We start from the raw sequence: 23,152 nt of genomic DNA, 5'->3' as shown, positions 1-23,152 counted from the left end.
GGTAAAGTCGGTAAGTACATGATTCAATGAGCCTTTGCTCAGATGTGCGTTTTTTGAACTTCGAGCAAGGGCGCGGCTCCAAGTGGGTGTTTTGCTCGTTTTGTCAACTCAGCGCACGTATTTTTTTACTATTGCCGGGATGACTGGATTTTCTTCAGAGGTTAGATGTTTGCTTTAGATAGTCATGCAGCCAGATTAGCTACCCGGCTGTCATTTTTTGTCGGCGGGTTTGGCCTTTCTTGCTGGGCGCCTTTAATTCCTTTTGTGCGTGCACAGTTACAGTTGGATGCTGGCGTATTAGGCAGCTTGTTGTTATGCCTGGGCTTAGGCTCGGTCTCGGCCATGGTGGTAACGGGGGCGATCAGCGCCCGCTATGGTTGTAGGTCCATCATTGCACTCAGTGGCTTTTCACTGGCGGTCACGGTGCTGTTGTTGCCGCTTGCACAAAACACACTGCAACTTGCCGCGATTTTATTGTTATTCGGTGCTTCGCTGGGCTCGCTGGATGTTTCCATGAACCTGCATGCGGTTGAGGTTGAGAAAGCGTCTCAGCGTTCCCTCATGTCTGGTTTTCATGCCATGTTTAGTGTTGGTGGTTTTGCCGGGTCTGCCATCATGACCTTGATGCTGGCCATGCATATGAGCACTGCCAACAGTGCGCTGATCGCTGCCATCTTGTTAGCCCTGTTGATGCTTGTGATCTGGCCACGCTTGGCACAGACCACCCAGGGCGAGCATGGGCAGTTTTTCTCAGTGCCCAGAGGTATCGTGCTCGTCCTGGCTTTATTAACCGGTATTGCCTTTTTAGTCGAAGGCGCCATGCTGGACTGGAGCGCCTTGCTGATCACTGAGTCCGGCCTGGTACCTACAGCGCAGGGCGGCCTGCCTTATATTGTGTTTTCTATTGCCATGTTGAGTGGCCGCTTTTGGGGGGATGCACTCAGTCAGCGCCTGGGTGACCGTATATTGCTATTGTGGGGCGGTGCCATTGCTGTGTTCGGGATGGTGGTCGCCGTGTTTGCCCATACGCTGCCCATGGCATTGGGTGGTTTTGTGCTGATAGGCGCAGGCGCCGCCAACACGGCGCCTATCTTATTCAGGCTTGCCGGTGCACAAACCGAAATGCCAACCGGCCTGGCGGTCGCTGCTATTTCCACTGTCGGCTATTCAGGCGTGTTGCTCGGGCCTGCCCTCATCGGCTTTGTGGCGCAACAGCTTGGCTTGCCGAATGCATTTATCATGCTGGCCGTGTTGCTGTCACTGGTACCATTATGTGCCTGCCTGATTACCAGCAAGAAGCCAGGTTAATCACACGGTTAAGCCTGCTGCGTATGCTCGCCTGAGTGAAATATCAGGATCAGTGCAGGCAGTAACACCAGGTTGACGACCATGGCCGCCAGCAAACCACAAAAAACCACCACCGCCAGAGGGTGCTCAATTTCATAGCCAGACACCGGGCCTTTGAGAATAATCGGCAATAAGGCCATGGTGGTTGCCAGCGTGGTCATGCTGATGGCGCGGAAACGGTCTGATACGGCGTTGAGCAATACCTGAGGCGCCGATATGCCAGCTATCAGCCTGAGCTGCTGGTAGCGGGATATCAGCAAAATACCGTTGCGTGCTGCAATGCCCATGACGGCGATTAAGCCTATCATGGCACCTAAGGACATGACGCCACCAATCAACCAAATACCGACCAGCCCACCTGCGACGGCAATAGGTAGCACGGCGAACAGGATGGCCGTCAGGCGTAGCGAGTTGAGGCTCATCAGGATCAGTAAAAACACCACCAGTAATGCGAGCAAGGCGTACATCACCAGTGTCAGGCTGGCCGTTTTCTGCTCAGTGTATTCGCCCATAAACTTGACATAATAACCGTCAGGCAGCGCTAGTTGCTTGACGCGCATTTCTACCAATTGCGCAACACTGCCGATATCCTTGCCAGCCACATTGGCGGCGATATCAATCTTTCTTGAGGCACCTTCGCGCTTGATTTCGTTTGGCGTCGGCTGTACATAGACATCGGCAACATCTGCTAACGCCATCACCGCACCACTAGCGCTTTGAATGGCCATCTGCCGCAGTGCCTGTACGCTATCCTGTGCCGGCGTCTGGCTGATCAAGCGCACATTAAAGCGGGTCTGGCCGACATACACTTCGCCTTGCAATTGGCCTTGTGTCATCAAGGCCAGCGCCTGTTTGATGTCTGTTTCGGTGATGCCATAATGGTCGGCAGCAGCGGCTTTCAAGCGGACATGAATGTGTGGAATCAAAACCTGCGATTCGACTTTGAGATCAACGAGTCCGTCAATATCGGCAATTGATAACCGGATGCGTTCGGCTTGTTCGCGTAGATGATCCAGGTCATTGCCGAACAGGCGGATGACGATACTGGCACTATTGCCAGACATGACTTCTTTGGTGCGCTCTTTCAAATAGGTTTGCACATCGGTAAAAATACCTGCGTAGCCAGCAATGGTCTGGTTGATTTTCTGCATGGTCGCGGCATAGTCCACGGTGGGCGAGATGCTCACCCATAGTTCACCAAAATTAGGGCCAACGACTTCATCAGCCACTTCGGCGCGGCCAATATGCGAACCCAGGTTGCGTACGCCATCTATCTGCATCAATGCATGGCTGGCACGCAGGGTCATCGCCTTCATCTGTGCTATAGAAGTGCCTGGGCGCTCAACAAAGTGCATGAGAAAGTCAGTTTCCTTAAACGCAGGCAAAAATTCAGTCCCCAAAAAGGGCAGGGTAGCCAACATGCCACACAAAAACAGGCAGGCGCTGGCGATGATGGTTCTGGGACTTTCCAGGCGGCGTTGCAGCCATTGTTGCAGGCGTGCTGGCATCGCGGCGGCGTGCTCAGATGGTTGGCTGCCATGATTGAGAAAACAATAAGCCAGTACCGGCGTCACAATCAGTGCGACCAGTAAAGAGGCTGAAATTGCCAGCAAATAGCCATAGGCCAGTGGTTTGAAGAAAGCGCCTGCGATTCCTTGCAGGAAAAAAACCGGGATAAATACCGACATGACAATCAGCGTGGCATAAATGACCGAACCACGGACTTCATAGGAAGCTTGTGCAATGACCTTGATCAGCGATTTGGGGTGTGCCAGTTGCCGATTCAGCGTGAGGGCGCGCAAAATATTTTCCAGGTCGATAATGGAGTCATCAACGACCTCGCCCAAGGCAATCACCAGCCCAGCCAGCACCATGGTGTTGATGCTGACCTGTAGCCAGGTCAACAGCAGGATGGCAGTGACCAGCGACAGGGGAATCGCCACCAGGCTGATGATGGCTGCGCGTGGATGACGCAGGAATAAAAACAGGATGATTGCCACCAGGCCAATGCCTAATACCAGTGCCTGTTTCAGGTGATGCAGTGCCTGCTCAATAAATGTCGCTGGCCTGAAAATAGACGCATCTACGTGAATGCCATGCAAGGCAGGTTTTAGTTCGGCCAGCGCACGGTCTATGTGTTGGGTGACACTCAGTGTATTGGCGTCAGGATGTTTTTCTACAATCAGCAACAGGCCGTCACCCTGGTTAATCACGGCATCGCCAATCGGCAAAGCGTGACCCCAGGCCACGTCCGCCACCTGTTCCAGTTTGACCGGGATCCCAGCATTGGACCAGCCTACTGTCATGTGCAGGTAGGCTTCTTTGTCCAGTGTGGGCCTGTCATAAGCGACGGCCAGCCGTTGCTGCGCAGTATCCAGATAGCCGCCGCTGTCAGGGCGAATCGCCGATATCAGGCGCTGGCTGACCTGGTTAGCAGTCAATTGGTGTTGTGCCAGCTTGACGGGGTCAAAGCGGACTTGCAACTCCTGGTCGCGCAACCCCCAAATGGCCACATTGGCAACGCCAGGGATAGCCATCAGGCGTGGGCGTATGGTCCACAGTGCTTGGGTACTGAGTTCGGCGACAGAGTGCTGCTTGCTGCTTAAGCCTATTTTCAGTACGCGGGACATGGACGATAACGGCGGCAACATGACTGGAGGCTTGGCGCTGGCAGGCAATCGTTGCCCGGCCAGTAACAGTCTTTCCTGCACCGATTGACGGGCTTCGGCCAGCGGGGTGCCTTGTTCAAACAGCATCACGACAGAGGATAAGCCGAGTACCGATTTTGAGCGCAAGGTTTTCATATGCGGAATGCCGTTCATGGCATGCTCAAGCGGGATGGAGACCAGTTGTTCGGTTTCTACACTGGAAAGGCCCGGGGCTTCGGTCTGGATTTCGACCTTGGCTGGCGCAAACTCCGGAAATACATCCATCGGCGTCTCGGGGATGGTTTTATATCCTGCCAGCATGAGCAGGGTTGCCAGTACCATCACTAGGTAGCGGGCCCTGATGGCGCGCATGGTCATTCTTTTCAACATATTAAATCCTGTTGTATTTAGTGGGTGTAGCCGGTTTCAACGGCAAACAGTTCCTGGGCGCCCTGGGTGACAACCTGCTTGCCGACCAGGCGTTGGTCAGAGAGGACGCATGCTTGCGCATTGGCGCGGGCGATAAATACCTGCTGGCGGCTAAAATGGGTGTCATCCAACTGCGAATACAACCAGGTATTGCCATAGATATCGACAACCGTGGCAGCGCAGGGCACGCTGGCTCGTGCTTGCTCCCCAGCGCGTTGTGGAATCTGGATGGTGAGCCGCTGCAAAGGAACGATGTCACCCTTGGCCTGCAAGGTATAAACCAGTTTGCGCGTGCCTGTCAGGGCATCGCCTTCCTGTGGGGCTGCAACGGGTTTCAGGGCGTAATCCGCCGAGATGCCTGGTACACCCGCCAGCAAGGCTTCGGCACCGAGATTGAGTTGGCCGACTTGTGCATGAGGTACATAGGCGGTGACCCATAAACGGCCCTGTTGCGCAATATCGACCAGCTTGGCACCAGCCACCATGAGCTGGCCCGGACTAAAGTAAAGGTTGCTGATCACGCCATCGTTGGCGGCTTTAATGGAGTAGTTGCCTGCAGAGCCTTGTTCTACCGCTTGTTTTAACAAATCACGTTTTTGCATGGCGGTACGTGCATTGGTTTCTGCAATCGCTACATTCGCTTGTGCGTCATCTACGGCCCGTTGGCTGCCGACACGCTGTAGCCATAATTGTTTGGCACGGTTGAGCGTCAGCATATGCGCAGACAATTGTTTTTCTGCCGCCTGTAATTGTCCTTCTGCATCGGCCATGCTGGTAATCAGGCTTAACCTGGCTTCGGGCGTGACAACTGGCTGAATGGTAAACAGCGTTTGCCCGGCTTTGATCTGGCTGCCAACCTGCAATGGTTTGCCTGCGTTGAACACGACATAGCCACTCATGGGCATGCTGTAAGCAGCCAGGGCTTCTGGTGCCAGGCTGGTTTGCGCTGGAAAGCTGTGTGTGCTGGACTGGCGGGCAAGCGTGATGCGGCTGGTGGTCAGCCCTAGTTTTTTAATCGCTTCGGCGGGCAGGCTGACCTGGTTCAACTGGTTTTCAGAGATGCTCTTCTCCGCGGTGTTGGCCAGGCCAGATGCGAATAGCGCGGTCACTAATAACAAGGCACGTGCCTGGTGTCGGTTAAACAAGTGGTGGGTAATGTGCATGAGGAATCACTTTCTATAGGGAATCAGGGACGTGGCTGGGGCATGACTGGTGCTGCGCATCAAGTCTGACCAGCTACTGACCAGGTCGGCTTTTAACTGCGCTTCACGCAGTTGCAGGCTGAGGTAGCGTTTGCTGCTTTCCAGGACGGTTAAGTAGGCAATATCGCCATCGTGATAGGCGCGTTCTGCATACTCTATGATTTGCTGGGCGTTTGGTTGCAGCTGGCTGTGCAATTGCTGCCACTCCTGGCAATCGCGCTGATATTTAAGGTGTGCCGTATTGATTTCCAGCGATGCTTTCATTTTGATGGCCTCCGCGTCATGCTGGGCTTTTTCAAACTCGGCATCCGCGCGCTGGCGTTGGCCCTGGTTTTGGTTAAACACTGGCAAGGTGGTCCTGATGGCGGGCGCCAGCACATGGCCATTGGTTTGACCACTGGTGGCATCTGCCACGACTGCTGTGCCCAACCAGTTGTATGTGTTAAGTTGTTGTTTGGCTTTGGCGGCCGCCATATTGGCTTTAGCTGCGAGGATATCCGGTCGGCTGCTGAGTGCTGTCGCTTTTAGTTGTGCAATGTCGACGGCGCTGCAGGCCGGGAGTAGTTGTGTGCTGAGGGAGAGTGTTTTTTCGCCCTCCATCCAGCCCAGCATATGCATTAACTGGGTGTGGGCCAGTTGCACATCGATGTCGGCCGCCTGTAAATCTCTGGCAGCAAGCAGCGCCTCGTTCTGTGATAACAAGGTTTCTTGCGCACTGATATCACCCAACTGTTCGCGGGTATGGGTCAGCTCGGCAATCGTCTGGTTAAGCTGCAAGGCCTGTTTCAGGCGGTCACGCTTCTCATTGGCAATCACGGCTTGTGCGTAGGCCAGGCGGGTATCGCGAATCAGGGTGAAGCCAGATTGCATCAACTGATACTGGGTCGACTGTGCCTGTGCTTGCATTTGCTTGACGCGGATCGGTCGTAGAAAAATGGCTTCAATTGGAAAGTCGATGGCATAGCGGTAAGGTTTGTTGGCCGCACTAAACGCATAAAATAAAGACGGATTGGCAATTTGATTAGCCTGTTGCACATCTGCGTTGGCCATATCAAGCTCACTTAGCTGTGACTTGAATGCCGGGTTTTGCTTCAGTGCCAGCAACACCGCTTCATATTCAGATAAGGTCGTTGTATTGCTTGCCTGGTCTTGGCCGCGATTGGCTTGCAGCGTTGAGTCTGCGGCAACAATATTGTCGACGAGTTGTGCTGGCCGCAGCGTTTGCGGTGTTTGGCAGGCAGCCAGCAGCAATGCGATACTCATGCTTGCTGCTTGCTTGAACTGATTGGGCATGGATAAATCCCTGTGAATGATGACAGGGTTGCATCTTGCCAGCAGTTTCTTAAGGCAAACTTAAGCCGTTTTTTAAGAATACCTTAAGCTAGTATGCTTAGAATGACAGCATTCAAGGAAAAGGATAAGCCGTTGAAGTTATTGCTGGTAGAGGACGACCGCATGATTGCTGAAAGCCTGCAACAGGCCATGCGCGCGCATGCGATTTACTGGGCGCCAGATGCTTTGCAGGCAGAGGCGGCGCTGGCTGGTGAAACATTTGATGCCATGTTGCTTGACCTTGGCCTGCCTGGAAAGTCAGGCATGGCGTTGTTATCTGCGTTAAGAAAGGCAGGCAATGCGTTGCCTGTCATCATTATTACTGCAAGGGATGCTATTGAACACCGTATTCAAGGCCTGGATGCCGGTGCGGATGACTATGTATTAAAGCCTTTTTCTGTAGAGGAAATTGAAGCCCGGCTGCGCGCTATTTTCAGGCGTAAAGAGGAGCGCCATTCCAACCAGATACGGGTCAATGACGTGGTGCTGGATATCGCCAGTTATACTTTAACCATGGGTGATATTAGCCAGCGACTGTCCAGTAAGACGTTTGCCATCATGCATACGCTGATGTCGCAGCCCGGCATGATTTTTTCAAAAACACAATTGGAAGAGCGGCTGTATGGCTGGGGTGGCGAAGTCGATAGTAATGCGGTGGAAGTGCATGTCCATACCATACGCAAAAAATTTGGCGCAGAGATTATTCAAACTGTCCGTGGCATAGGCTACGCATTCCCTGGCCCAAAATCATGATGCGTTCCATCCGGGCCGAGCTAGCCATTTACCTGTCGATTGCCATTGTTTGCATTATTGGCTTGCTGTCATTTTTATCCTACCAGTCAACAGCGGACGAATTGGGCGAGCTTTATGATGCCAATCTGCAGCATTTGGCCGAGACCATGATAGGTAGCGACCAGATTGCCAACCTAACAACACGCTATGATACAGCCAAAAATAATATTCCATCCAAGGTGCGTGGTGAGCAGGATTACCTGATTCAACTACAGCAGCAAGGCAAAGTGATTTACCAGTCGCACCAGCGTGCGTTTGACGTCAAGACGGCGAGGGTGGGGCTGTCAACGCAATGGGCGAATCAAAAGCGCTGGCAGGTATTTGTTGCCAAGCGAGGAGTTATCACTTGCGTTGTCGCACAAGACTTTAAACTCAGGCAACGTACCATCCGTGAAGTCGCCATTCACTTGATTCTGCCACAATTACTGATTGTCCCGTTTCTGATTTTGGGTGCGCTGCTGGTCATCCGCAAAACGTTTAAACCCTTGTTGCAGCTGTCTTCTGAAATTGATGCACGGCGTGCAGACCAGTTGGAGCCATTGGCAATTGCCCAGCCCCCCGATGAGTTGAAACCGATTATTCAGGCCCTGAATCGCTGGATGCAAAGAGTCAGTGATGCCATTGCCATGCAAAAACGCTTTACCAGCGATGCAGCACACGAGCTGCGGACGCCGGTGACGGCCCTCAAGTTGCAAATCAGTGCCATGCAGCATGATGATCAGGCGGCACTAGCGCATAGTCTGCAACAGGCACAGGGCGGTGTTGCACGCATGGAGCGCCTGGTACACCAGTTATTGACCCTGGCGAAAGTGGATCCCGATGCCAGGCAGCAAGAGATGCAATCTTTTGCTTTAAATCCTTTGCTGATCAAGGTGTTAAATGATTTAAGTCCGCTCTATCGCAAGAAGCAGCTTGATATTGGTTTCACACGTGCTGATGAGGTGGCAATGACCGGCCTGCCAGGCGAGATTGAAGTGCTGCTGAATAATATTATCGTCAATGCCATACATTACACGCCTGCACATGGGGTGATTAATCTGTCGCTCACAACATTAACGGATGGACTGCGATTAGAAGTTGAAGACAGTGGCCCAGGAATAGCGCCTGATGCCCTGGAAAAAGTATTTGACCGCTTTTATCGTGCAGAGCAATCAGAGGTGACAGGCTCGGGCCTAGGCTTGGCAATCGTCAAGGAAATAGCTTTGAAGCATCAAGCTAGCGTTCGCCTTGAGAATAAACCATCCCAGAGCGGATTAATTGTAATTTTTGAATACAGGGTGCATTCATCACAGTAAGACATTAAATCTCTTTTTAATTGATAAAAAATGTAAACATAAAGACAAACAAATGTTAATATTTGTATTGACGTTTGTTTTTATTTTTGTTTAGGAGAGTATTGATGATGAAGCATTCCCTGATGACCACCGCCGTTTTATTCGCCTTTAGCAGCGTTGCATCTGCTGCACCAGTGACGGTCAGCGCCGATGCCGCAGATGGATATGGCATGTATCTGGATTTAAGTGCCCATGTGGCGGCAACAACCAACTTCTTCCCTGTCGGTCCAGTGACGGTGGGTACGGCAACTGTTGGTATTAAAACGCCGGTCGCGCTCGGTGACATCAGTGTCGCAAGCGCGGGTACACCGATCCCAACGCAAACAAACTCAACGCTGAGCCTCGGCTTGAGCACAAGTGGGGCTGGTAATGGTGTGTTATCTAACTTGAACCCGATCTTGGCACTGCTGATGCCGACGCAAGCGGGATCAGCCACTTTTTCAGCTTCTGGGGCCTATCTTGAAAACTATCCTGCGCCTGGATCAAATAGCGCCATCGGCACTGGCAGTGTTGAGAATCTGGATCTTCATGTGTCTAGCGCGCTGGCGCTGAAAGCCGATTTAATCAGTTCAATATCCACAGTCACGGTGAATGAAAGCACGGGCTTGTTCACGGCAACTGGGGATAGCACGTTTACGGGTGCCAGTCTGAGCATTCTGGGACATTCGATTGACCTGGCAGCAGCAGCCTCGGGCGGCGTTGATTTGGATCTCGGGCCGCTGGGGCATGCTTCCATCTGGGCCAATGAAAGTAAATACTGGGCAGATGGCGTGGTAGCCAGCAATTGCAATGGCGCAACATTCAGTTGCGCAGTGCAAACCAATGCCTTAAGCATTACGCTGGATGATATTGGCATTAACTCACTGGGTCTGTTAGGCGTTGCTAACCTGTCAGCCACCACCGACTTGTGCATTACGGTTGGACATTCCTATGCATCACTGACGGTGACCCCGGTGCCAGAGGCGTCTGCATCTTTGATGATGATGCTCGGCCTGGGAGCGCTCATGGCACTTTCACGTCGCCGCATGTAGTTGACCTTGAGATTATAAAAAGCCCCCTAAATGCAGGGGGCTTTTTGTTTTACCAGTATGTAAAGCGAATACAAGTGGTTACCTGAAGCTGGTTCTTATTGCAAACCTAGCATGCTTCAATCAATCGTACTGCTCGCTTAGTGGTCGTGATTGCTTGGTGAGCATGAGCCACATGGAGGAGGTGGAGGTGTGCATGGGCAAGGTTGCGGTGTACAACCACCATTGTAGCCACCGTGATAACCGCTTTGGTACCATGAAATAGGGCCGTAATTGAGGCCAGGCTGATTGAAGTAACTGAACACGCTGCCCATGATAAAAGGGCCGGTTGCGTAACCGGGGAAAAATTGTGAGCCGCCAGAAACGTTTTGTGTTTTAGCTTGAGAAAGTTGATTGATAGCCATAATTTACCTTTTTGAAAAATTAACATTGATTCAGCTTGCAGATGTATGCGACTACCTGCTGAACTGTCTTAAACGTCATTGCTACGCGCAGTTGAATCGCGTGTCTTTCTGACGTAATACACTTCTTTGCTGCATGGATGAAGTGTTAATTAATGTTAATTATAAACTTAAGTTAAAACAAGTTAATTTTAAGGGCGGGAGGTATAGTTGGTACTTAACGCACTGATTAGCGTGTCAAAATGGCTTAAGGAGGCGCTACCATTAGATCAATCGTGTGTTTTTATAATCTGCACAGTGCCGTTTTATTACTTATTAAATTAGTCGAACCAGCCTGCTTTGTGACATTGAAACCTGAATCCAGTGGCTGGCTATGCATTATTCTGCGATTTTATTTGGCTAGTGCTTATGTTGATGGTGTATATCAGGAAAATGCGGATGGCTGTGGCTTAATGTTGTATGTTGATGCGGGTGTACATGAGGCTCAATCCCATCCCAATCGAAGTCATGTATATGCTGATGATGTTCGTCGTGTGTATGAATATGCTTATGTAATAATGCTTCGTGATGATGCGCATGTGCATGATGTTCGGTTAAATGAAGCCATACACCAATCATCATGCAGCCTGTTGCCACCCAGAATAAAGCATCTGGTTGTTCATGTAATAACACAAACGAGCAAATGACGCCCGCAAACGGGGCCACAGAAAAATATGCGCCAGTCCTTGCTGTGCCGATGTGGCGCAAGGAAATGACAAACAGTACCAGGCTGACCCCATAACCCATAAAGCCAATAGTGGCTGCACTTATGCCGATAGGTAAACCGGGGAACTTGTTACCAAGGCTGAGCGCGATCACTAAGTTCACAAAACCAGCTGCTAAGCCTTTGATACAGGCAATTTGTAACGCATCGTTGGCCGATATTTTACGAGTGAGATTGTTATCAATTGCCCAGCAGGCACAAGCACCTGCAATCGCCAAGGCTCCCCATGGAAAAGCGGCATTCAGCTGTTTGGGCCACGATAACAGCAGGCTGCCAAGAACGATGCAAACCATCCCAATAAAGATACGTTTATCAAAATGCTCCTTGAATATGAACCAGGCGAACGCTGCTGTCAGTACGCTTTCAAGGTTGAGCAATAGTGAAGCCATGGAGGCTGGCGTTGATAGCAGTCCTTGCATGAGTAATGCTGGCCCAAGCATGCCTCCAGAGATGATAGCGCCTGCTAGCCAAGGCAAGTCCGATAACTGGATGGCGTTTTGTTCTTGATGACTGCGTTTGAACAGTCGAGTGATGCCGTACAGTATAAATAGCCCCAACCCGCTGCCTGCGTACAATAAACCTGCAAGCATTTGTGGTGAAACGTCGCTGACTAGAAGCTTGGCAATAGGGGTTGCCAAGCCAAACAGAATGGCAGCTAATATGGCATAAATCGCATCAGGATGTATTTTTATGAGCATATTTACCAGTTAACGCAAGATTTGGGGCTTGGAGTCAGTCCATTCAGTGAATTTTACATGATGGAACTAAAGGTGGATGGAACTAAAGGTGCTGGAGTGGCATTGTAGCCAAGAGTGTCAGAAAGAGAAATTTTCGTTAAATCAGGAATGAAGTGGAAAGGGTGTTAAACTTGCTTCATGTTGATTCAAAAAACAGCCAAGCAAAATCTTTTCGGTACACGTTTTTGTACACAAAAAATATCAGTTGCTTGGGAGTCTAATTTGGCGCAGCTTGTGAGCTGCTTGATGGTGCCCAGAAGAGGACTCGAACCTCCACGTCGTTAAACACTAGTACCTGAAACTAGCGCGTCTACCAATTTCGCCATCTGGGCTAAAGAAGCTGTGCATTTTAAAGGAAGAATAAATATTGTCAACCAGAAAAACGAAAAAATCCCTGCGTGCAAATGACCCGCAGGCCCAGCGTGAAGCTGAGTTATACCAAACACCATTGCCAAGTCGCGAGTTGGTGTTGCAGTTATTGTCAGATCAGGGTGTTCCCCTGAGTGCCGACCAGATTTATGTGTTGCTCGACATCAGCCATGATGAACGAGATATTTTTAACCGCAGGCTGGGGGCCATGGAACGTGATGGCCAACTCATGCGGAATCGCAAGGGCGCATTTTGCCTGCCAGATAAGATTCACTTGATTGCAGGCACCGTGTTTGGCCATACCGATGGTTATGGTTTTTTAGTCCCCGACGATAAAACCAAGAATCCAGAAGATATTTTCCTCGGCCCCAAGGAAATGACCATGGTTATGCATGGTGACCGTGCCATGGTGCGCCTGGCAGGTGTGGACCGTAAGGGCCGCCCAGAAGGCAAGCTGGTTGAGGTACTAGAGCGTGCCAACAAAACATTGGTCGGTCGCGTGATTCGGGCGCAAGGCGTGACGATTGTTGCCGCAGAGGATAAGCGCATCAGCCAGGATGTGCTGATTCCTTATCATTTGGATATGGATGCACAGGTCGGCCAGATCGTGACGGTTGAGTTGACGGAGTATCCCTCTTCTCATTCCAGCCCCATGGGCAAGATTGTAGAGATTTTGGGTAACTATGCTGATAGTGGCATGGAAATCGAGATTGCCTTGCGCAAACATCATTTGCCGCATCAGTTTAATCCTGCAGCGGTCAAGCAGGCTGAGGACTTTCCCAGAACCGTGCAAGCTAAGGATTACAAAGGCCGCAAGGACCTGCGTGACCTGGCATTGATTACCATTGATGGTGAAACCGCGCGTGACTTTGATGATGCCGTGTTTGCTGAGCCGCAAGGCAAAGGCTGGCGTCTGGTAGTGGCGATTGCCGATGTGAGTTTTTATGTGCAACCTGGCGATGCACTGGATAAAGATGCTTACGACCGTGGCAACTCGGTGTATTTTCCTCGCCGCGTGATCCCTATGCTGCCAGAGGCGTTGTCTAATGGCCTGTGTTCACTGAACCCGGATGTTGAACGCTTGTGCATGGTGTGCGATATGCAGATCGATGGCCAGGGCGTGGTCAAGCAATACCAGTTTTATCCTTCTGTCATGCTGTCTAAGGCGCGCATGACCTATACCAAGGTCGCGGCCTTGTTGCAGGGCGAAGACCCTGCGCTGGCAGAAGAATACGCCTGGCTGTTACCGCATGTGCAAAATTTAAACAGCTTGTTCAGGTTGATGCTGACCCAGCGCGAAAAACGCGGTGCGGTGGAGTTTGAATCGACCGAAACCATGATGGTGTTTAATGATAACGGCAAAATCGACAAGATCGTGCCTGTAGTGCGCAATGACGCGCATAAGCTGATTGAAGAATGTATGTTGGCAGCTAACGTCTGTGCGGCCGACTTTTTGCTGAAAAATGAACAAACCTGTTTGTTCCGCATCCACGAAGGCCCGACACCTGAAAAACTGGAAGCCTTACGCTTGTTTATGGGCGAGTTTGGCTTTGGTGTAGGCGGCGGCGAGAATCCAAGTGCCAAAGACTATGCCAAACTCATGCAGCGTATCAAGACACGGCCAGATGCTCAGTTGTTGCAAACCGTGATGTTGCGCTCTATGCAGCAAGCGGTGTATAGCCCGGATAATGTTGGTCACTTTGGCCTGGCTTATGAGGCTTACACCCACTTTACCTCGCCGATTCGGCGTTACCCGGACTTGCTGGTGCATCGTGCCATCAAGGCTGTGGTAGAAGGCAAACGTTATCAAGCCAAAGACTGGCATCAACTGGGTGTGCATTGCTCGATGACCGAACGCCGTGCCGATGATGCCACGCGTGATGTGACCAACTGGCTGAAATGTTTTTACATGCAGGATAAGGTTGGTGAGGTATTTAGCGGCACGGTGGCTGGTGTGACCAGCTTTGGTTTGTTTGTGGCGCTGGATGAGGTATACGTTGAAGGCTTGTTACACGTGACTGACCTCGGCAATGACTATTTCATTCATGATAAAGCCCGCCACGAAATGGTGGGTGAGCGTACAGGTGTACGTTACCGCCTGGGTGATCGTTTAACCGTGAAAGTGGTGCGGGTTGATTTGGAGACTTCGCGTATCGACTTTACGCTGGTTGGCGCCGTAGAAGGCTCGGCAGAGGTGGAGGGTGGATTATCCGCTGATAACGAGAAGCCGGCTGGTACAAGAGGCCGGTCTGCTAAAACGGCAGGATTGAATACGCCTGTTAAAGCAGCGCCAGCGGCCTGGGCCAAGTCTGCGACTACAAAAGCCAAACCTGCCAGTGCCGGTGCAAAATTACCGCGTAGCCAGGGCGATAAGCCCACGACAGGCAAAGCGACAGCAGGAAAATCACGTTCAGCCAAGGATAAAGGTCGCCACTCGGCACAAAAAAATAAAGGCAAACCCAAGGCAAAAGCACGATAATAGCGCCTGAGGTTAGTTTGTTATTTATTCGCGCAGTGCGTAGCAATATTAAAATGTTGCTGGGCCTGCGCGATTCGTGTTTTATCTTTTGCAGATGAGTTGGCAAAAGTCATTAAGAAAAATTAGGAGTCACTATGTCAGAAACCCGCATTCTGTTTGGTTTTCATGCGGTGTTGAGTCGCATGCGTCAGCATGGCAGCAGCATTCAGGAAATTATTATTGATCAAGACCGTGTCGATGCGCGTATGCGCGATTTACTCGACATGGCAAAGTCGCAAAATATTCGTGTTATTCAGGCCGAGCGCCATCGTCTGGATGGCTTTATTGGCGCGCATGGCCGTCATCAGGGTGTGATTGCCCGTGTGGTGGAAACGCCTATGCCTTACAAAGATATCCACGATATTCTGGAGTCAGACCTCGATGAGCCACCATTTTTCCTGATTCTTGATGGCGTGCAGGACCCGCATAATCTGGGTGCCTGTTTGCGCGTGGCCGATGCCATGGGCGTACACGCGATTATTGCGCCTAAAGATCGTTCTGTTGGCCTCAATGGCACTGTGCGTAAAGTCGCCAGTGGTGCGGCAGAAACTGTGCCGTTTATCTCGGTCACCAATCTTGCCCGTACCATTCGCGAATTGAAAGAGGCTGGGGTATATATCGTCGGCACCACCATGGATGCCCCTGGCTCCTTGCATAACACCAAGCTGGAAGGCCCGATCGCACTCGTCATGGGCGCTGAAGGGGATGGGATGCGCCGTTTGACCCAGGAAACTTGTGATGCACTGATCACCATCCCGATGTTCGGTTCGGTACAAAGCCTGAACGTCAGTGTTGCAAGTGGCATTGCCTTATATGAGATTCGTCGTCAGCGTGTGTTGGCTGGCGGCAAAGCTTAATTTCCGGTCGTTGTGATGTTGACCTTGCGTGATTTGTGGCAGCAGCTACGTCTGCAATCCCGGCGTTTGTGGCTGGGGCAATGGCTGGCGTTTATGGGCGCCGTTGTGGCGGTGCCTATTCCTTTGCTAATGCCCTTGCTGGTAGATGAAGTATTACTCCATCAGCCCGGTAAGCTCACGCAATTCATGACCTGGCTGCTGCCGGCGGATTCGCTGGGGCCGATTGCCATCATTCTGCTGGTGACGCTGCTGACCATGAGCTTGCGTCTGGGCAGTGTGCTGCTGGGCGTCGCCACCACGCGTATTTTTGTCGGCCTGTCCAAGCAGGTGACGCTGGGCGTGCGGCAGACACTGTTAGATAAACTCTCCCGTATCCGCATGCAGGTTTATGAAAGCCTGGGCGCAGGCCAGATCACGGCACGCTTGCTGACGGATATTGAAACACTGGACAAGTTTCTGGGGGAAACCATCGCTAAAGTGCTGGTGGCGGTCCTCAGTGTTATCGGTGTGGCTGTCGTTTTGCTGTGGATGCACTGGCAACTGGCGCTGATTATCCTGTTGTTGAACCCATTTGTGATCGGGCTGACGATGGTGCTGGGTAAAAAGATCAAGGTGTGGAAGCAGCGTGAAAACAGTGCTTTTGAAATGCTGTCACAATCTGTCACTGAAACGCTGGAGGTCATGCAGCAATTGCGTGCCAGCAACAGCGATAAACGTTTTCTGGATAAGGCCAAACAGGCTGCCGAAGCGGTGAGGGCTGCGGCGACCGCTTCCGGGTGGAAATCAGATGCTTTATCACGGTTATCGTTTGGCGTTTTTCTGTTTGGCTTTGAAATTTTTCGCGCAGTGGCAATGCTGATGGTGGTGTTTTCCAACCTGTCCGTTGGGCAGATGATCGCGGTGTTTGGTTATTTATGGTTCATGATGGGGCCTGTGCAAGAACTGTTGTCAGTGCAAGTATCTTATTACGCCGCCAAAGCCGCGTTGGGCAGGATTAACCAGGTGCTGGCCGCTGACGAAGAGCCGCATTATCCCGCACAGGTCAACGGATTTACCACACATAGCCCGGCGGCGATTCGTTTGCAGCAGGTCACGTTTGCCTATGGTGAGGGCAGCCCGATTCTAGAGGATGTGAGTCTGGATATTGCACCGGGCGAACAGGTGGCGCTGGTGGGCGTGTCGGGTGCAGGCAAATCCACCTTGGTGCAATTGCTGCTTGGTTTGTATGCACCCAGTCGTGGTCAGATTTTGTTCAACGGCCAGGCCATTGAGCAATTGGGCTATGCACAAATCCGCGAGCATCTGGGCGTGGTGTTACAACAACCCATGCTGTTTAACGATAGCGTGCGGCAAAACCTGAGTCTGGACCAGTCTTATGCGGATAATGCTTTGTGGCAAGCGCTGGAGGTCGCGCAGTTAGCACAATTTGTCCGTGATTTGCCAGAAGGGTTGGACACCCAACTGGGGCGCAGCGGCGTACGCCTGTCTGGCGGCCAGCGTCAGCGGCTGGCGATTGCACGCATGATGCTCAAGCAACCGCAAATCGTGATTCTGGATGAAGCGACTTCGATGCTGGATACACACACCGAAGCTCTATTGCATCAAGCCATGCGCACATTCTTGCGTGGCCGCACCACCATCATCATTGCCCATCGCTTATCGGCGGTGAAAGAAGCTGACCGTGTGCTGGTATTTGACGGTGGTCGTATTATCGAAGAAGGGCAGCATGAGGCGCTGGTTAAGCAGGCAGGCAGCGTTTATCAACGTTTGTATGGACAGCAAACGGCCTGACTTTCGCCAAGCTGCACTGTATTTGCCGCTTAAGGTGCTGCGCGCATCCTGACGACCTCATTGCCAGGTTTGGCAGCATCACCCAGGTTATTGAAGAGATGCGTAATTTCCCCGGTGCCGCCCAATGACACGCTGGTCATGCGTTGGAATTGAATCTGGTCGCTTACCGGTGCCTCAATCGCGCTATTAAGTTTCACGCTGGGGTTGTCATTAAAAAAGCAATACACACCCATGCCCACCGCTTTGTGGCGCGTCACCTGGTCACCCACTTTGTAAGAAGCAAAACCATTAACACTACCATTCATCCAGCTTTGCTGATCAGGCACATCATAAGGTGCTTCGCTCTGGTAGAAATAGACCGCGCCATTGTCGCCGTTCCACACCGTCTGGTAATCATGGAAGTGTTCTACAAACAAGCCATACATCGTCACATCATCACCGTTAACGACGATACCGTGCTTGGTTTTATTGATGGCCCAGCCGATACCGTTACCGTGATCGCCGCGCCATACCCACAAGTTGTCACCAATCACATGATTGCTGTTGATGATGACGCTGTGCGTGGCATTGCCAACGGCCGCCCCGCCCACTCTGAAAAATACATCATGTAAGGTGGTGGGGTTGTTGGCGTGACTGACAGTGCCCTTGTGATCGCCGATTTGCAGCAAAACGTCAGAATTCTTTTCACCGGCGTCGAATAACACGCCGCCCAGTTTTACGCCGTCCACATCGGCAATCGACAGGGCAACATTACCCGCTACCGGTTTCAGCGTGGCGATGCCCAAGCCCAGGACGACGGTATTTGGCTGAGTGACTTGCAAAGGCTTGTTCAGGGTGTAAATGCCTGGTGTTAGCAGCAGGTGCTTGCCACTGTTTAGCGCGGTGTTGATACTGTCTGCAGTATCAACCGCCGCTTTGGCAATATAAAACTGCGACAGCGGCAAAGTTTCACCTGCTACGTGTGCTTGTTGCCAGGAGATGCCTTGCGTGTCGGTATGCAAGGCAGGCACGAATACCTGGTAAGCCCCTGTGCTGTCTATGGTGAGAAAGGGTTTTTCACGCACAAGTGGCGTTTTCTCGACCACCGTGTAAGGCGGGGTAGGCCAGTGCTCACCATCTGGTGCATTTTTAACGCCCACAAACACCATATTCCAGTTGGCATTGGTCCAACTGCCAACGGTTGAATTTCTGGTCAACCACTGTTGCTGCGTGCCTGAGTTGATTTGCTGGTCAATCAGGCTGTCAGCAATAAAACCGCCGCTGGACCAGCCGCCATTATCGTCTAGCAACATATTGCCGCGTACATGAATACGGCGCAGGGGCGCAGCTTGCGACACGGCCCATTGCATGGTGCCATTGTCTGGCGTCACCGAAAGGTTTTCTACGCTGCGCCAGAAGTTTTGCGTGGCATCTTCTTCATGCCAGCGTGCTTCTACCTGGATGCCACCTTGCAGCATCACATCATCAGGAAACTGTCCCAAGCCCAGTAATTGCGTATAAAAGCCGAGTTTGACTTTGTTGTGGTAGACGCCAGGCTTGAACAGGACGGCATAGCGTTCAGGGCCAAACTGGTTGGCTTCCTGCTGCTTGAACAAGCTGTCCAGTTTGTTTTGGATCGCGTCCGGCGACATGCCTGGATCCAGAATGATGACATTGGCACCAAAGTCAGGTGTCACCGGTTGCGCCTTTTTGGCATCGGTTGCCTGGCAGCCAAGTAACAAGAGGGCGGCAAATCCAGCGCCGAGCGTTTTAAATGTTAAAGAGTCTGGCAAAAAAGAACGCATAAACAGGGAGCTTTCAATCGAAATCATTTCATACATGACCGCAACACGGCCTATGAAATTCCATTTTTTTCATTTTCTATACATTGCCGGGTGTGTGTGGCAATACGATGATATGCCATGGTCTAGCCCAAGTTCAGGGTGCTTAATGCGTCGCTGCGCACGCGGGCGAGTAAGCTGGCATCGTCAATCAGTGATTCACCAAAAGAAGGAATCAGCGCTTTCAGTGCGTCTTGCCATTCGCTGCTTTGCATACGGCTGGCAAAGCAGCGTTGCAACACATCCAGCATGGCTTTCACGCTAACCGAAGCACCAGGTGAAGCGCCAAGCAGGGCAGCTAAGCTGCCGTCGGCGCTGGCAACAATTTCGGTGCCAAATTCGAGCTTGCCCCAGTGTTGATGGCAGCGCTTGATAATTTGTACGCGTTGCCCGGCATGCGCTAACTGCCAGTCAGCACCATTTGCTTCAGGCAAAAACACGCGTAAGGATTCCATGCGCTGCTCGTGGTTTTGAAAGACTTCTTTAATCAGATATTTGGTTAAGTCGAGATTGTGGCGGCCAACCCCTAGCAAGCTTTTGATATTTTTCAGTTTGACCGATTTGGCCAAGTCAAAGCGCGACCCTTGTTTCAGGAAACGCATGGTAAACCCGGCATAAGGGCCGAACAGCAATGCTGGCTGGCCTTGTATCATGCGCGTGTCCAAGTGCGGCACGGACATCGGTGGTGCGCCAACAGCCGCCTGGCTGTAGACTTTTGCATGATGGGTGTTAATGAGTTTGGGATTGTTGCAAATCAGCCATTGGCCGCTGACCGGGAAGCCGCCATAGCCATGTGCTTCCGGGATGCCAGATTGTTGCAACAAGGGCAGTGCGCCGCCACCAGCACCTAAAAAGACAAATTTGGATTGATAGGTTTGCGTATGGCCTGAAGGTAAATGCTGGATATGCACTTGCCAACTGCTTTGTTCGCGTTGCTGTTGTTGTTTGAGTTTGGTGACGCGCGATTGCGTTAGCAAGGTGAAGTTCGGGCGTGTTTTTAAATAGGCAACCAGTTGGCGGGTCAGGGCGCCAAAATTTACATCCGAACCATGTGCAACACGGGTAGCAGACATTTTTTCGGCAGGCTGGCGACCGGCCATCATCAGCGGCATCCAGTCACTTAATTGACTGGCCTGGTCGCTCCATTGCATCTCGGCAAATAGCGGGTGCGCTTGTAATGCCTCAAAGCGTTTGCGTAAAAATGCAGCATCACTTTCGCCCCAAACTGCGCTTAAATGCGGCACGCGTTGAATAAAATCAGCCGCATTTAATACGCCTTCTTTGACCAGGCTGGACCAGCATTGCAGCGAGACCTCGAATGCCGCGTTAATTTCGAGGGCGCGGCGAATCTGAATGTCGCCATGTTTATCTTTGGGGGTATAGTTGAGCTCACAATAACCGGCGTGACCGGTCCCGGCATTATTCAATGCATCTGAATTTTCGAGGGCAACATCATCGAGTTGCTCTACCATGCAAATATGCAGGGTTGGGTCGAGTCGATGTAGCAGAACTGCCAGCGTAGCGCTCATAATGCCGCCACCCACCAACAATACATCGAGATCAGTTGTTGCCATGGTTTGTGATTCCCCCGTGTTGAGGCGCCTGGATGTCAAACGCACAATCATAATGCCGCCGCGCATTATAATATAAATCGAAAAACACGCTGCATAGACGACATTGAATCGCCTGCAAAGCCGCTGCAATCGCGATTGCACGAACTTGTCAACAAAAGGCTTTTGCGGTAATCTCTGACATTCACCAGAAATGGTTTAAAACTAGAAAAAAACGAATCCTGACTTGAAGTTAGGGCAAACAGTTCGCAAGCCTCATTGTGTTTTGATGCGGGTGTTGTAATGCGGCAAGTTTCCCTAAACGTGGCAAGTAGTCAGGCTCACTGTGGAACACATGATTGGGGTGCGTATGAAAAATCCGCTGGAATCAGTTGTCGGGTCCGTCATTTCAGGGTTGCTGTTAACCCTGGCTCTGGTTTTTTTCCTTAAAAATTTCATTGTGGCAGGGGGCTGATCCATGGAACTGGTACCAGCACTCGCACGATGGATACATTTTCTGGCAGGCATTACCTGGGTCGGCCTGCTTTATTATTTTAACCTGGTACAAATGGCAGGCCTCAAGGCTGCCGCTGCGGATGGAACAGCCGCCGGGATTAATAAACATATTGCCCCACGCGCCTTGTTATGGTTTCGCTGGTCGGCTGTTGTGACATGGCTGGCCGGTGCGGCTTTGCTGGGGCCGCATTTTGTTGATGCCTTTGCATTGCGTAACGGATTTGAGCTGATAGGTGTTGGTGCCTGGCTGGGCACGATTATGCTGTTTAATGTCTGGGTACTGATTTGGCCCAACCAGAAAAAGATTCTGGGTATGGTTGCCGCTGATGATGCGGCAAAAAATAAAGCACGACGTGTGGCCATGCTGGCATCACGTACCAATTTGATGCTCTCCTTGCCCATGCTGTTCTTTATGGCCAATGGACTCAGTCATCGTGCAGTATTAGGTTTTTAGCGGGTTTAAGGCGTTTACGGCGGCTTAAGCCGCCGTTTTTGTTTTTTGAAAAAGGGTTTGAAATGCATTCGGAACACTTAATGAACACCTATGGTAGACAGCCTGTGACCTTTGTCAAAGGCGAGGGCGTCTGGCTGACAGACACTGCCGGTGATCGCTATCTGGATGCGCTGTCAGGCGTGGCAGTAAATGGTTTGGGCCATGCCCATCCAAAATTTGTGGCTGCACTCAATGCGCAAATTGCCAGATTGATCCATGTCTCCAATATTTACCAGATCGCCGAGCAATCTGCGCTGGCCGATAAACTGGCTGAATTGTCCGGCATGGACCGCGTGTTTTTCTGTAACTCTGGTTGTGAAGCCAACGAGGCGGCCATCAAACTGGCACGACTGTATGGCCACAACAAGGGTATAGACCACCCTGAAATCATTGTCATGGATCAAAGCTTTCATGGTCGGACCATGGCAACCTTGTCTGCCACCGGCAACCGCAAAGTGCAAGCGGGCTTTGAACCACTGGTGAGTGGTTTCCTGCGTGTGCCATTTGATGATCTTGAAGCAGTGAAAACCATCGCTTCACACAAAAATAATGTGGTTGCCATTCTGGTCGAGCCCGTGCAAGGTGAAGGCGGCGTGCATATTCCGGCCAGCCTCAAGGCCTATTTGCAAGGCTTGCGCGAGATTTGTGATGCCAATGGCTGGTTGCTGATGCTGGACGAAGTGCAATCCGGCATTGCCAGAACGGGTACCTGGTTTGCGTTCCAGCATACTGGCATCGTGCCGGATGTCATGACCCTGGCCAAGGGCCTGGGCTCAGGCGTGCCGATTGGCGCCTGTGTAGCGCGTGGCGTCGCGGCTGAAACCTTCACCCCAGGCAAACATGGTTCTACTTTTGGCGGTAACCCGTTAGCGACAGCTGCTGGTTTGGCGACGCTGGATATTATTGCCGAAGAAAAACTGCGTGAAAATGCAGACACGGTGGGTGATTACATCCGCCAGCAATTCACTGCATCTCTCAAAGGCGAGGCTGGTGTTGTCAACATCCGCAATGCTGGCATGATGATAGGCATTGAGCTGGACAGGCCTTGTGCAGAGTTGGTCAAGCAAGCACTGGCAGCCAAGTTGCTGATTAACGTGACGTCTGAAAAAGTAATTCGTTTGCTGCCATCCCTGGTGATGAACAAGCAAGAAGCGGATGAGCTGGTCAGCAGACTGACGCCACTGATATTGAATTTTTTAAAGGCAAGCGCTTGATTTAACAGGCG

At 51.6% G+C, this 23,152-nt stretch carries 15 protein-coding genes and 1 tRNA gene; 9 read left to right on the top strand and 7 right to left on the bottom strand.

Annotated elements, in window-relative coordinates:
- Window positions 1-165: 165 nt before the first annotated feature.
- Complete coding sequence (locus ACIDE9_RS10640; protein WP_411994722.1) at window positions 166-1,308, top strand: MFS transporter; 1,143 nt, start codon at window positions 166-168, stop codon at window positions 1,306-1,308.
- A gap of 8 nt (window positions 1,309-1,316) precedes the next feature.
- On the opposite strand, the gene ACIDE9_RS10635 is transcribed toward ACIDE9_RS10640, so the two are convergent.
- From ACIDE9_RS10635 to ACIDE9_RS10625, 3 genes are read right to left on the bottom strand one after another with little or no spacing between them, the layout of a single operon-like run.
- Window positions 1,317-4,385, bottom strand: a complete 3,069-nt coding sequence (locus ACIDE9_RS10635) for an efflux RND transporter permease subunit (protein ID WP_411994720.1) — start codon at window positions 4,383-4,385, stop codon at window positions 1,317-1,319.
- 17 nt (window positions 4,386-4,402) lie between these two features.
- On the bottom strand, window positions 4,403-5,587 hold the full coding sequence (locus tag ACIDE9_RS10630; protein WP_411994718.1) for an efflux RND transporter periplasmic adaptor subunit: 1,185 nt from the start codon (window positions 5,585-5,587) through the stop codon (window positions 4,403-4,405).
- Between the two features lie 6 nt (window positions 5,588-5,593).
- The gene (locus ACIDE9_RS10625) at window positions 5,594-6,889 is read right to left on the bottom strand and encodes a TolC family protein (protein ID WP_411994716.1); all 1,296 of its coding nucleotides are present in this window, start codon (window positions 6,887-6,889) and stop codon (window positions 5,594-5,596) included.
- A 123-nt stretch (window positions 6,890-7,012) separates the two neighbouring features.
- Between ACIDE9_RS10625 and ACIDE9_RS10620 the strand changes: the two genes are divergently transcribed.
- The 3 genes from ACIDE9_RS10620 (at window position 7,013) to ACIDE9_RS10610 (ending at window position 10,115) form a co-directional block, all read left to right on the top strand.
- A complete protein-coding gene (locus ACIDE9_RS10620; protein WP_411994714.1) occupies window positions 7,013-7,711 on the top strand; it encodes a response regulator transcription factor in 699 nt (232 codons plus the stop codon).
- Window positions 7,708-9,045, top strand: a complete 1,338-nt coding sequence (locus tag ACIDE9_RS10615) for an ATP-binding protein (protein ID WP_411994713.1) — start codon at window positions 7,708-7,710, stop codon at window positions 9,043-9,045. The genes ACIDE9_RS10620 and ACIDE9_RS10615 overlap by 4 nt, the downstream gene beginning before the upstream one ends.
- A 104-nt stretch (window positions 9,046-9,149) precedes the next feature.
- Complete coding sequence (locus tag ACIDE9_RS10610; protein ID WP_194754352.1) at window positions 9,150-10,115, top strand: hypothetical protein; 966 nt, start codon at window positions 9,150-9,152, stop codon at window positions 10,113-10,115.
- 797 nt (window positions 10,116-10,912) lie between these two features.
- On the opposite strand, the gene ACIDE9_RS10605 is transcribed toward ACIDE9_RS10610, so the two are convergent.
- Together ACIDE9_RS10605 and ACIDE9_RS10600 are read right to left on the bottom strand one after the other, a co-directional pair.
- Complete coding sequence (locus ACIDE9_RS10605; protein WP_411994711.1) at window positions 10,913-11,974, bottom strand: DMT family transporter; 1,062 nt, start codon at window positions 11,972-11,974, stop codon at window positions 10,913-10,915.
- 286 nt (window positions 11,975-12,260) lie between these two features.
- A tRNA-Leu gene (locus ACIDE9_RS10600) sits at window positions 12,261-12,345 on the bottom strand.
- Window positions 12,346-12,380: 35 nt separating this feature from the next.
- On the opposite strand from ACIDE9_RS10600, the gene rnr reads away from it, so the two are divergent.
- From rnr to ACIDE9_RS10585, 3 genes are all read left to right on the top strand, one after another.
- The gene (rnr, locus tag ACIDE9_RS10595) at window positions 12,381-14,861 is read left to right on the top strand and encodes a ribonuclease R (RefSeq protein ID WP_411994710.1); all 2,481 of its coding nucleotides are present in this window, start codon (window positions 12,381-12,383) and stop codon (window positions 14,859-14,861) included.
- A 134-nt stretch (window positions 14,862-14,995) separates the two neighbouring features.
- Window positions 14,996-15,757 carry a 23S rRNA (guanosine(2251)-2'-O)-methyltransferase RlmB gene (gene rlmB / locus ACIDE9_RS10590; protein ID WP_411994708.1) on the top strand — a complete coding sequence of 254 codons (762 nt, stop codon included), beginning with the start codon at window positions 14,996-14,998 and terminating at the stop codon, window positions 15,755-15,757.
- A 15-nt stretch (window positions 15,758-15,772) separates the two neighbouring features.
- Window positions 15,773-17,548 carry an ABC transporter ATP-binding protein gene (locus tag ACIDE9_RS10585; protein ID WP_411994706.1) on the top strand — a complete coding sequence of 592 codons (1,776 nt, stop codon included), beginning with the start codon at window positions 15,773-15,775 and terminating at the stop codon, window positions 17,546-17,548.
- Between the two features lie 29 nt (window positions 17,549-17,577).
- Here ACIDE9_RS10585 and ACIDE9_RS10580 read toward each other — a convergent pair whose 3' ends face one another.
- Entirely contained in the window at window positions 17,578-19,368 is a 1,791-nt protein-coding gene (locus ACIDE9_RS10580) for an adenylyl cyclase (RefSeq protein ID WP_411994704.1), read from the bottom strand.
- 86 nt (window positions 19,369-19,454) lie between these two features.
- Window positions 19,455-21,008, bottom strand: a complete 1,554-nt coding sequence (mqo, locus tag ACIDE9_RS10575; protein WP_411994702.1) for a malate dehydrogenase (quinone) — start codon at window positions 21,006-21,008, stop codon at window positions 19,455-19,457.
- Between the two features lie 388 nt (window positions 21,009-21,396).
- Here mqo and ACIDE9_RS10570 point away from each other — a divergent pair, with 388 nt between their 5' ends.
- Both ACIDE9_RS10570 and ACIDE9_RS10565 read left to right on the top strand, forming a co-directional pair.
- Window positions 21,397-21,888 (top strand): urate hydroxylase PuuD, encoded by a 492-nt coding sequence (locus tag ACIDE9_RS10570; protein ID WP_411994700.1) that lies wholly within the window; start codon window positions 21,397-21,399, stop codon window positions 21,886-21,888.
- 62 nt (window positions 21,889-21,950) lie between these two features.
- On the top strand, window positions 21,951-23,141 hold the full coding sequence (locus ACIDE9_RS10565; RefSeq protein ID WP_411994699.1) for an aspartate aminotransferase family protein: 1,191 nt from the start codon (window positions 21,951-21,953) through the stop codon (window positions 23,139-23,141).
- The last annotated feature ends 11 nt before the right edge of the window (window positions 23,142-23,152 follow it).

The sequence above is a fragment of the Methylophilus sp. 'Pure River' genome, assembly GCF_046765995.1.
GTDB lineage: Bacteria > Pseudomonadota > Gammaproteobacteria > Burkholderiales > Methylophilaceae > Methylophilus.
Note: the sequence above shows the minus strand (reverse complement) of the source record. Positions and strands in the feature narration are given on the sequence as shown.

What these genes read in the sequence shown, in the direction of transcription:
- ACIDE9_RS10640 (WP_411994722.1), top strand. Translation starts at nt 166, where the DNA reads ATGTTTGCTTTAGATAGTCATGCAGCCAGATTAGCTACCCGGCTGTCA.
- ACIDE9_RS10635 (WP_411994720.1), bottom strand. Translation starts at nt 4,385, where the DNA reads ATGTTGAAAAGAATGACCATGCGCGCCATCAGGGCCCGCTACCTAGTG.
- ACIDE9_RS10630 (WP_411994718.1), bottom strand. Translation starts at nt 5,587, where the DNA reads ATGCACATTACCCACCACTTGTTTAACCGACACCAGGCACGTGCCTTG.
- ACIDE9_RS10625 (WP_411994716.1), bottom strand. Translation starts at nt 6,889, where the DNA reads ATGAGTATCGCATTGCTGCTGGCTGCCTGCCAAACACCGCAAACGCTG.
- ACIDE9_RS10620 (WP_411994714.1), top strand. Translation starts at nt 7,013, where the DNA reads ATGCTTAGAATGACAGCATTCAAGGAAAAGGATAAGCCGTTGAAGTTA.
- ACIDE9_RS10615 (WP_411994713.1), top strand. Translation starts at nt 7,708, where the DNA reads ATGATGCGTTCCATCCGGGCCGAGCTAGCCATTTACCTGTCGATTGCC.
- ACIDE9_RS10610 (WP_194754352.1), top strand. Translation starts at nt 9,150, where the DNA reads ATGATGAAGCATTCCCTGATGACCACCGCCGTTTTATTCGCCTTTAGC.
- ACIDE9_RS10605 (WP_411994711.1), bottom strand. Translation starts at nt 11,974, where the DNA reads ATGCTCATAAAAATACATCCTGATGCGATTTATGCCATATTAGCTGCC.
- rlmB (WP_411994708.1), top strand. Translation starts at nt 14,996, where the DNA reads ATGTCAGAAACCCGCATTCTGTTTGGTTTTCATGCGGTGTTGAGTCGC.
- ACIDE9_RS10585 (WP_411994706.1), top strand. Translation starts at nt 15,773, where the DNA reads ATGTTGACCTTGCGTGATTTGTGGCAGCAGCTACGTCTGCAATCCCGG.
- ACIDE9_RS10580 (WP_411994704.1), bottom strand. Translation starts at nt 19,368, where the DNA reads ATGTATGAAATGATTTCGATTGAAAGCTCCCTGTTTATGCGTTCTTTT.
- mqo (WP_411994702.1), bottom strand. Translation starts at nt 21,008, where the DNA reads ATGCGCGGCGGCATTATGATTGTGCGTTTGACATCCAGGCGCCTCAAC.
- ACIDE9_RS10570 (WP_411994700.1), top strand. Translation starts at nt 21,397, where the DNA reads ATGGAACTGGTACCAGCACTCGCACGATGGATACATTTTCTGGCAGGC.
- ACIDE9_RS10565 (WP_411994699.1), top strand. Translation starts at nt 21,951, where the DNA reads ATGCATTCGGAACACTTAATGAACACCTATGGTAGACAGCCTGTGACC.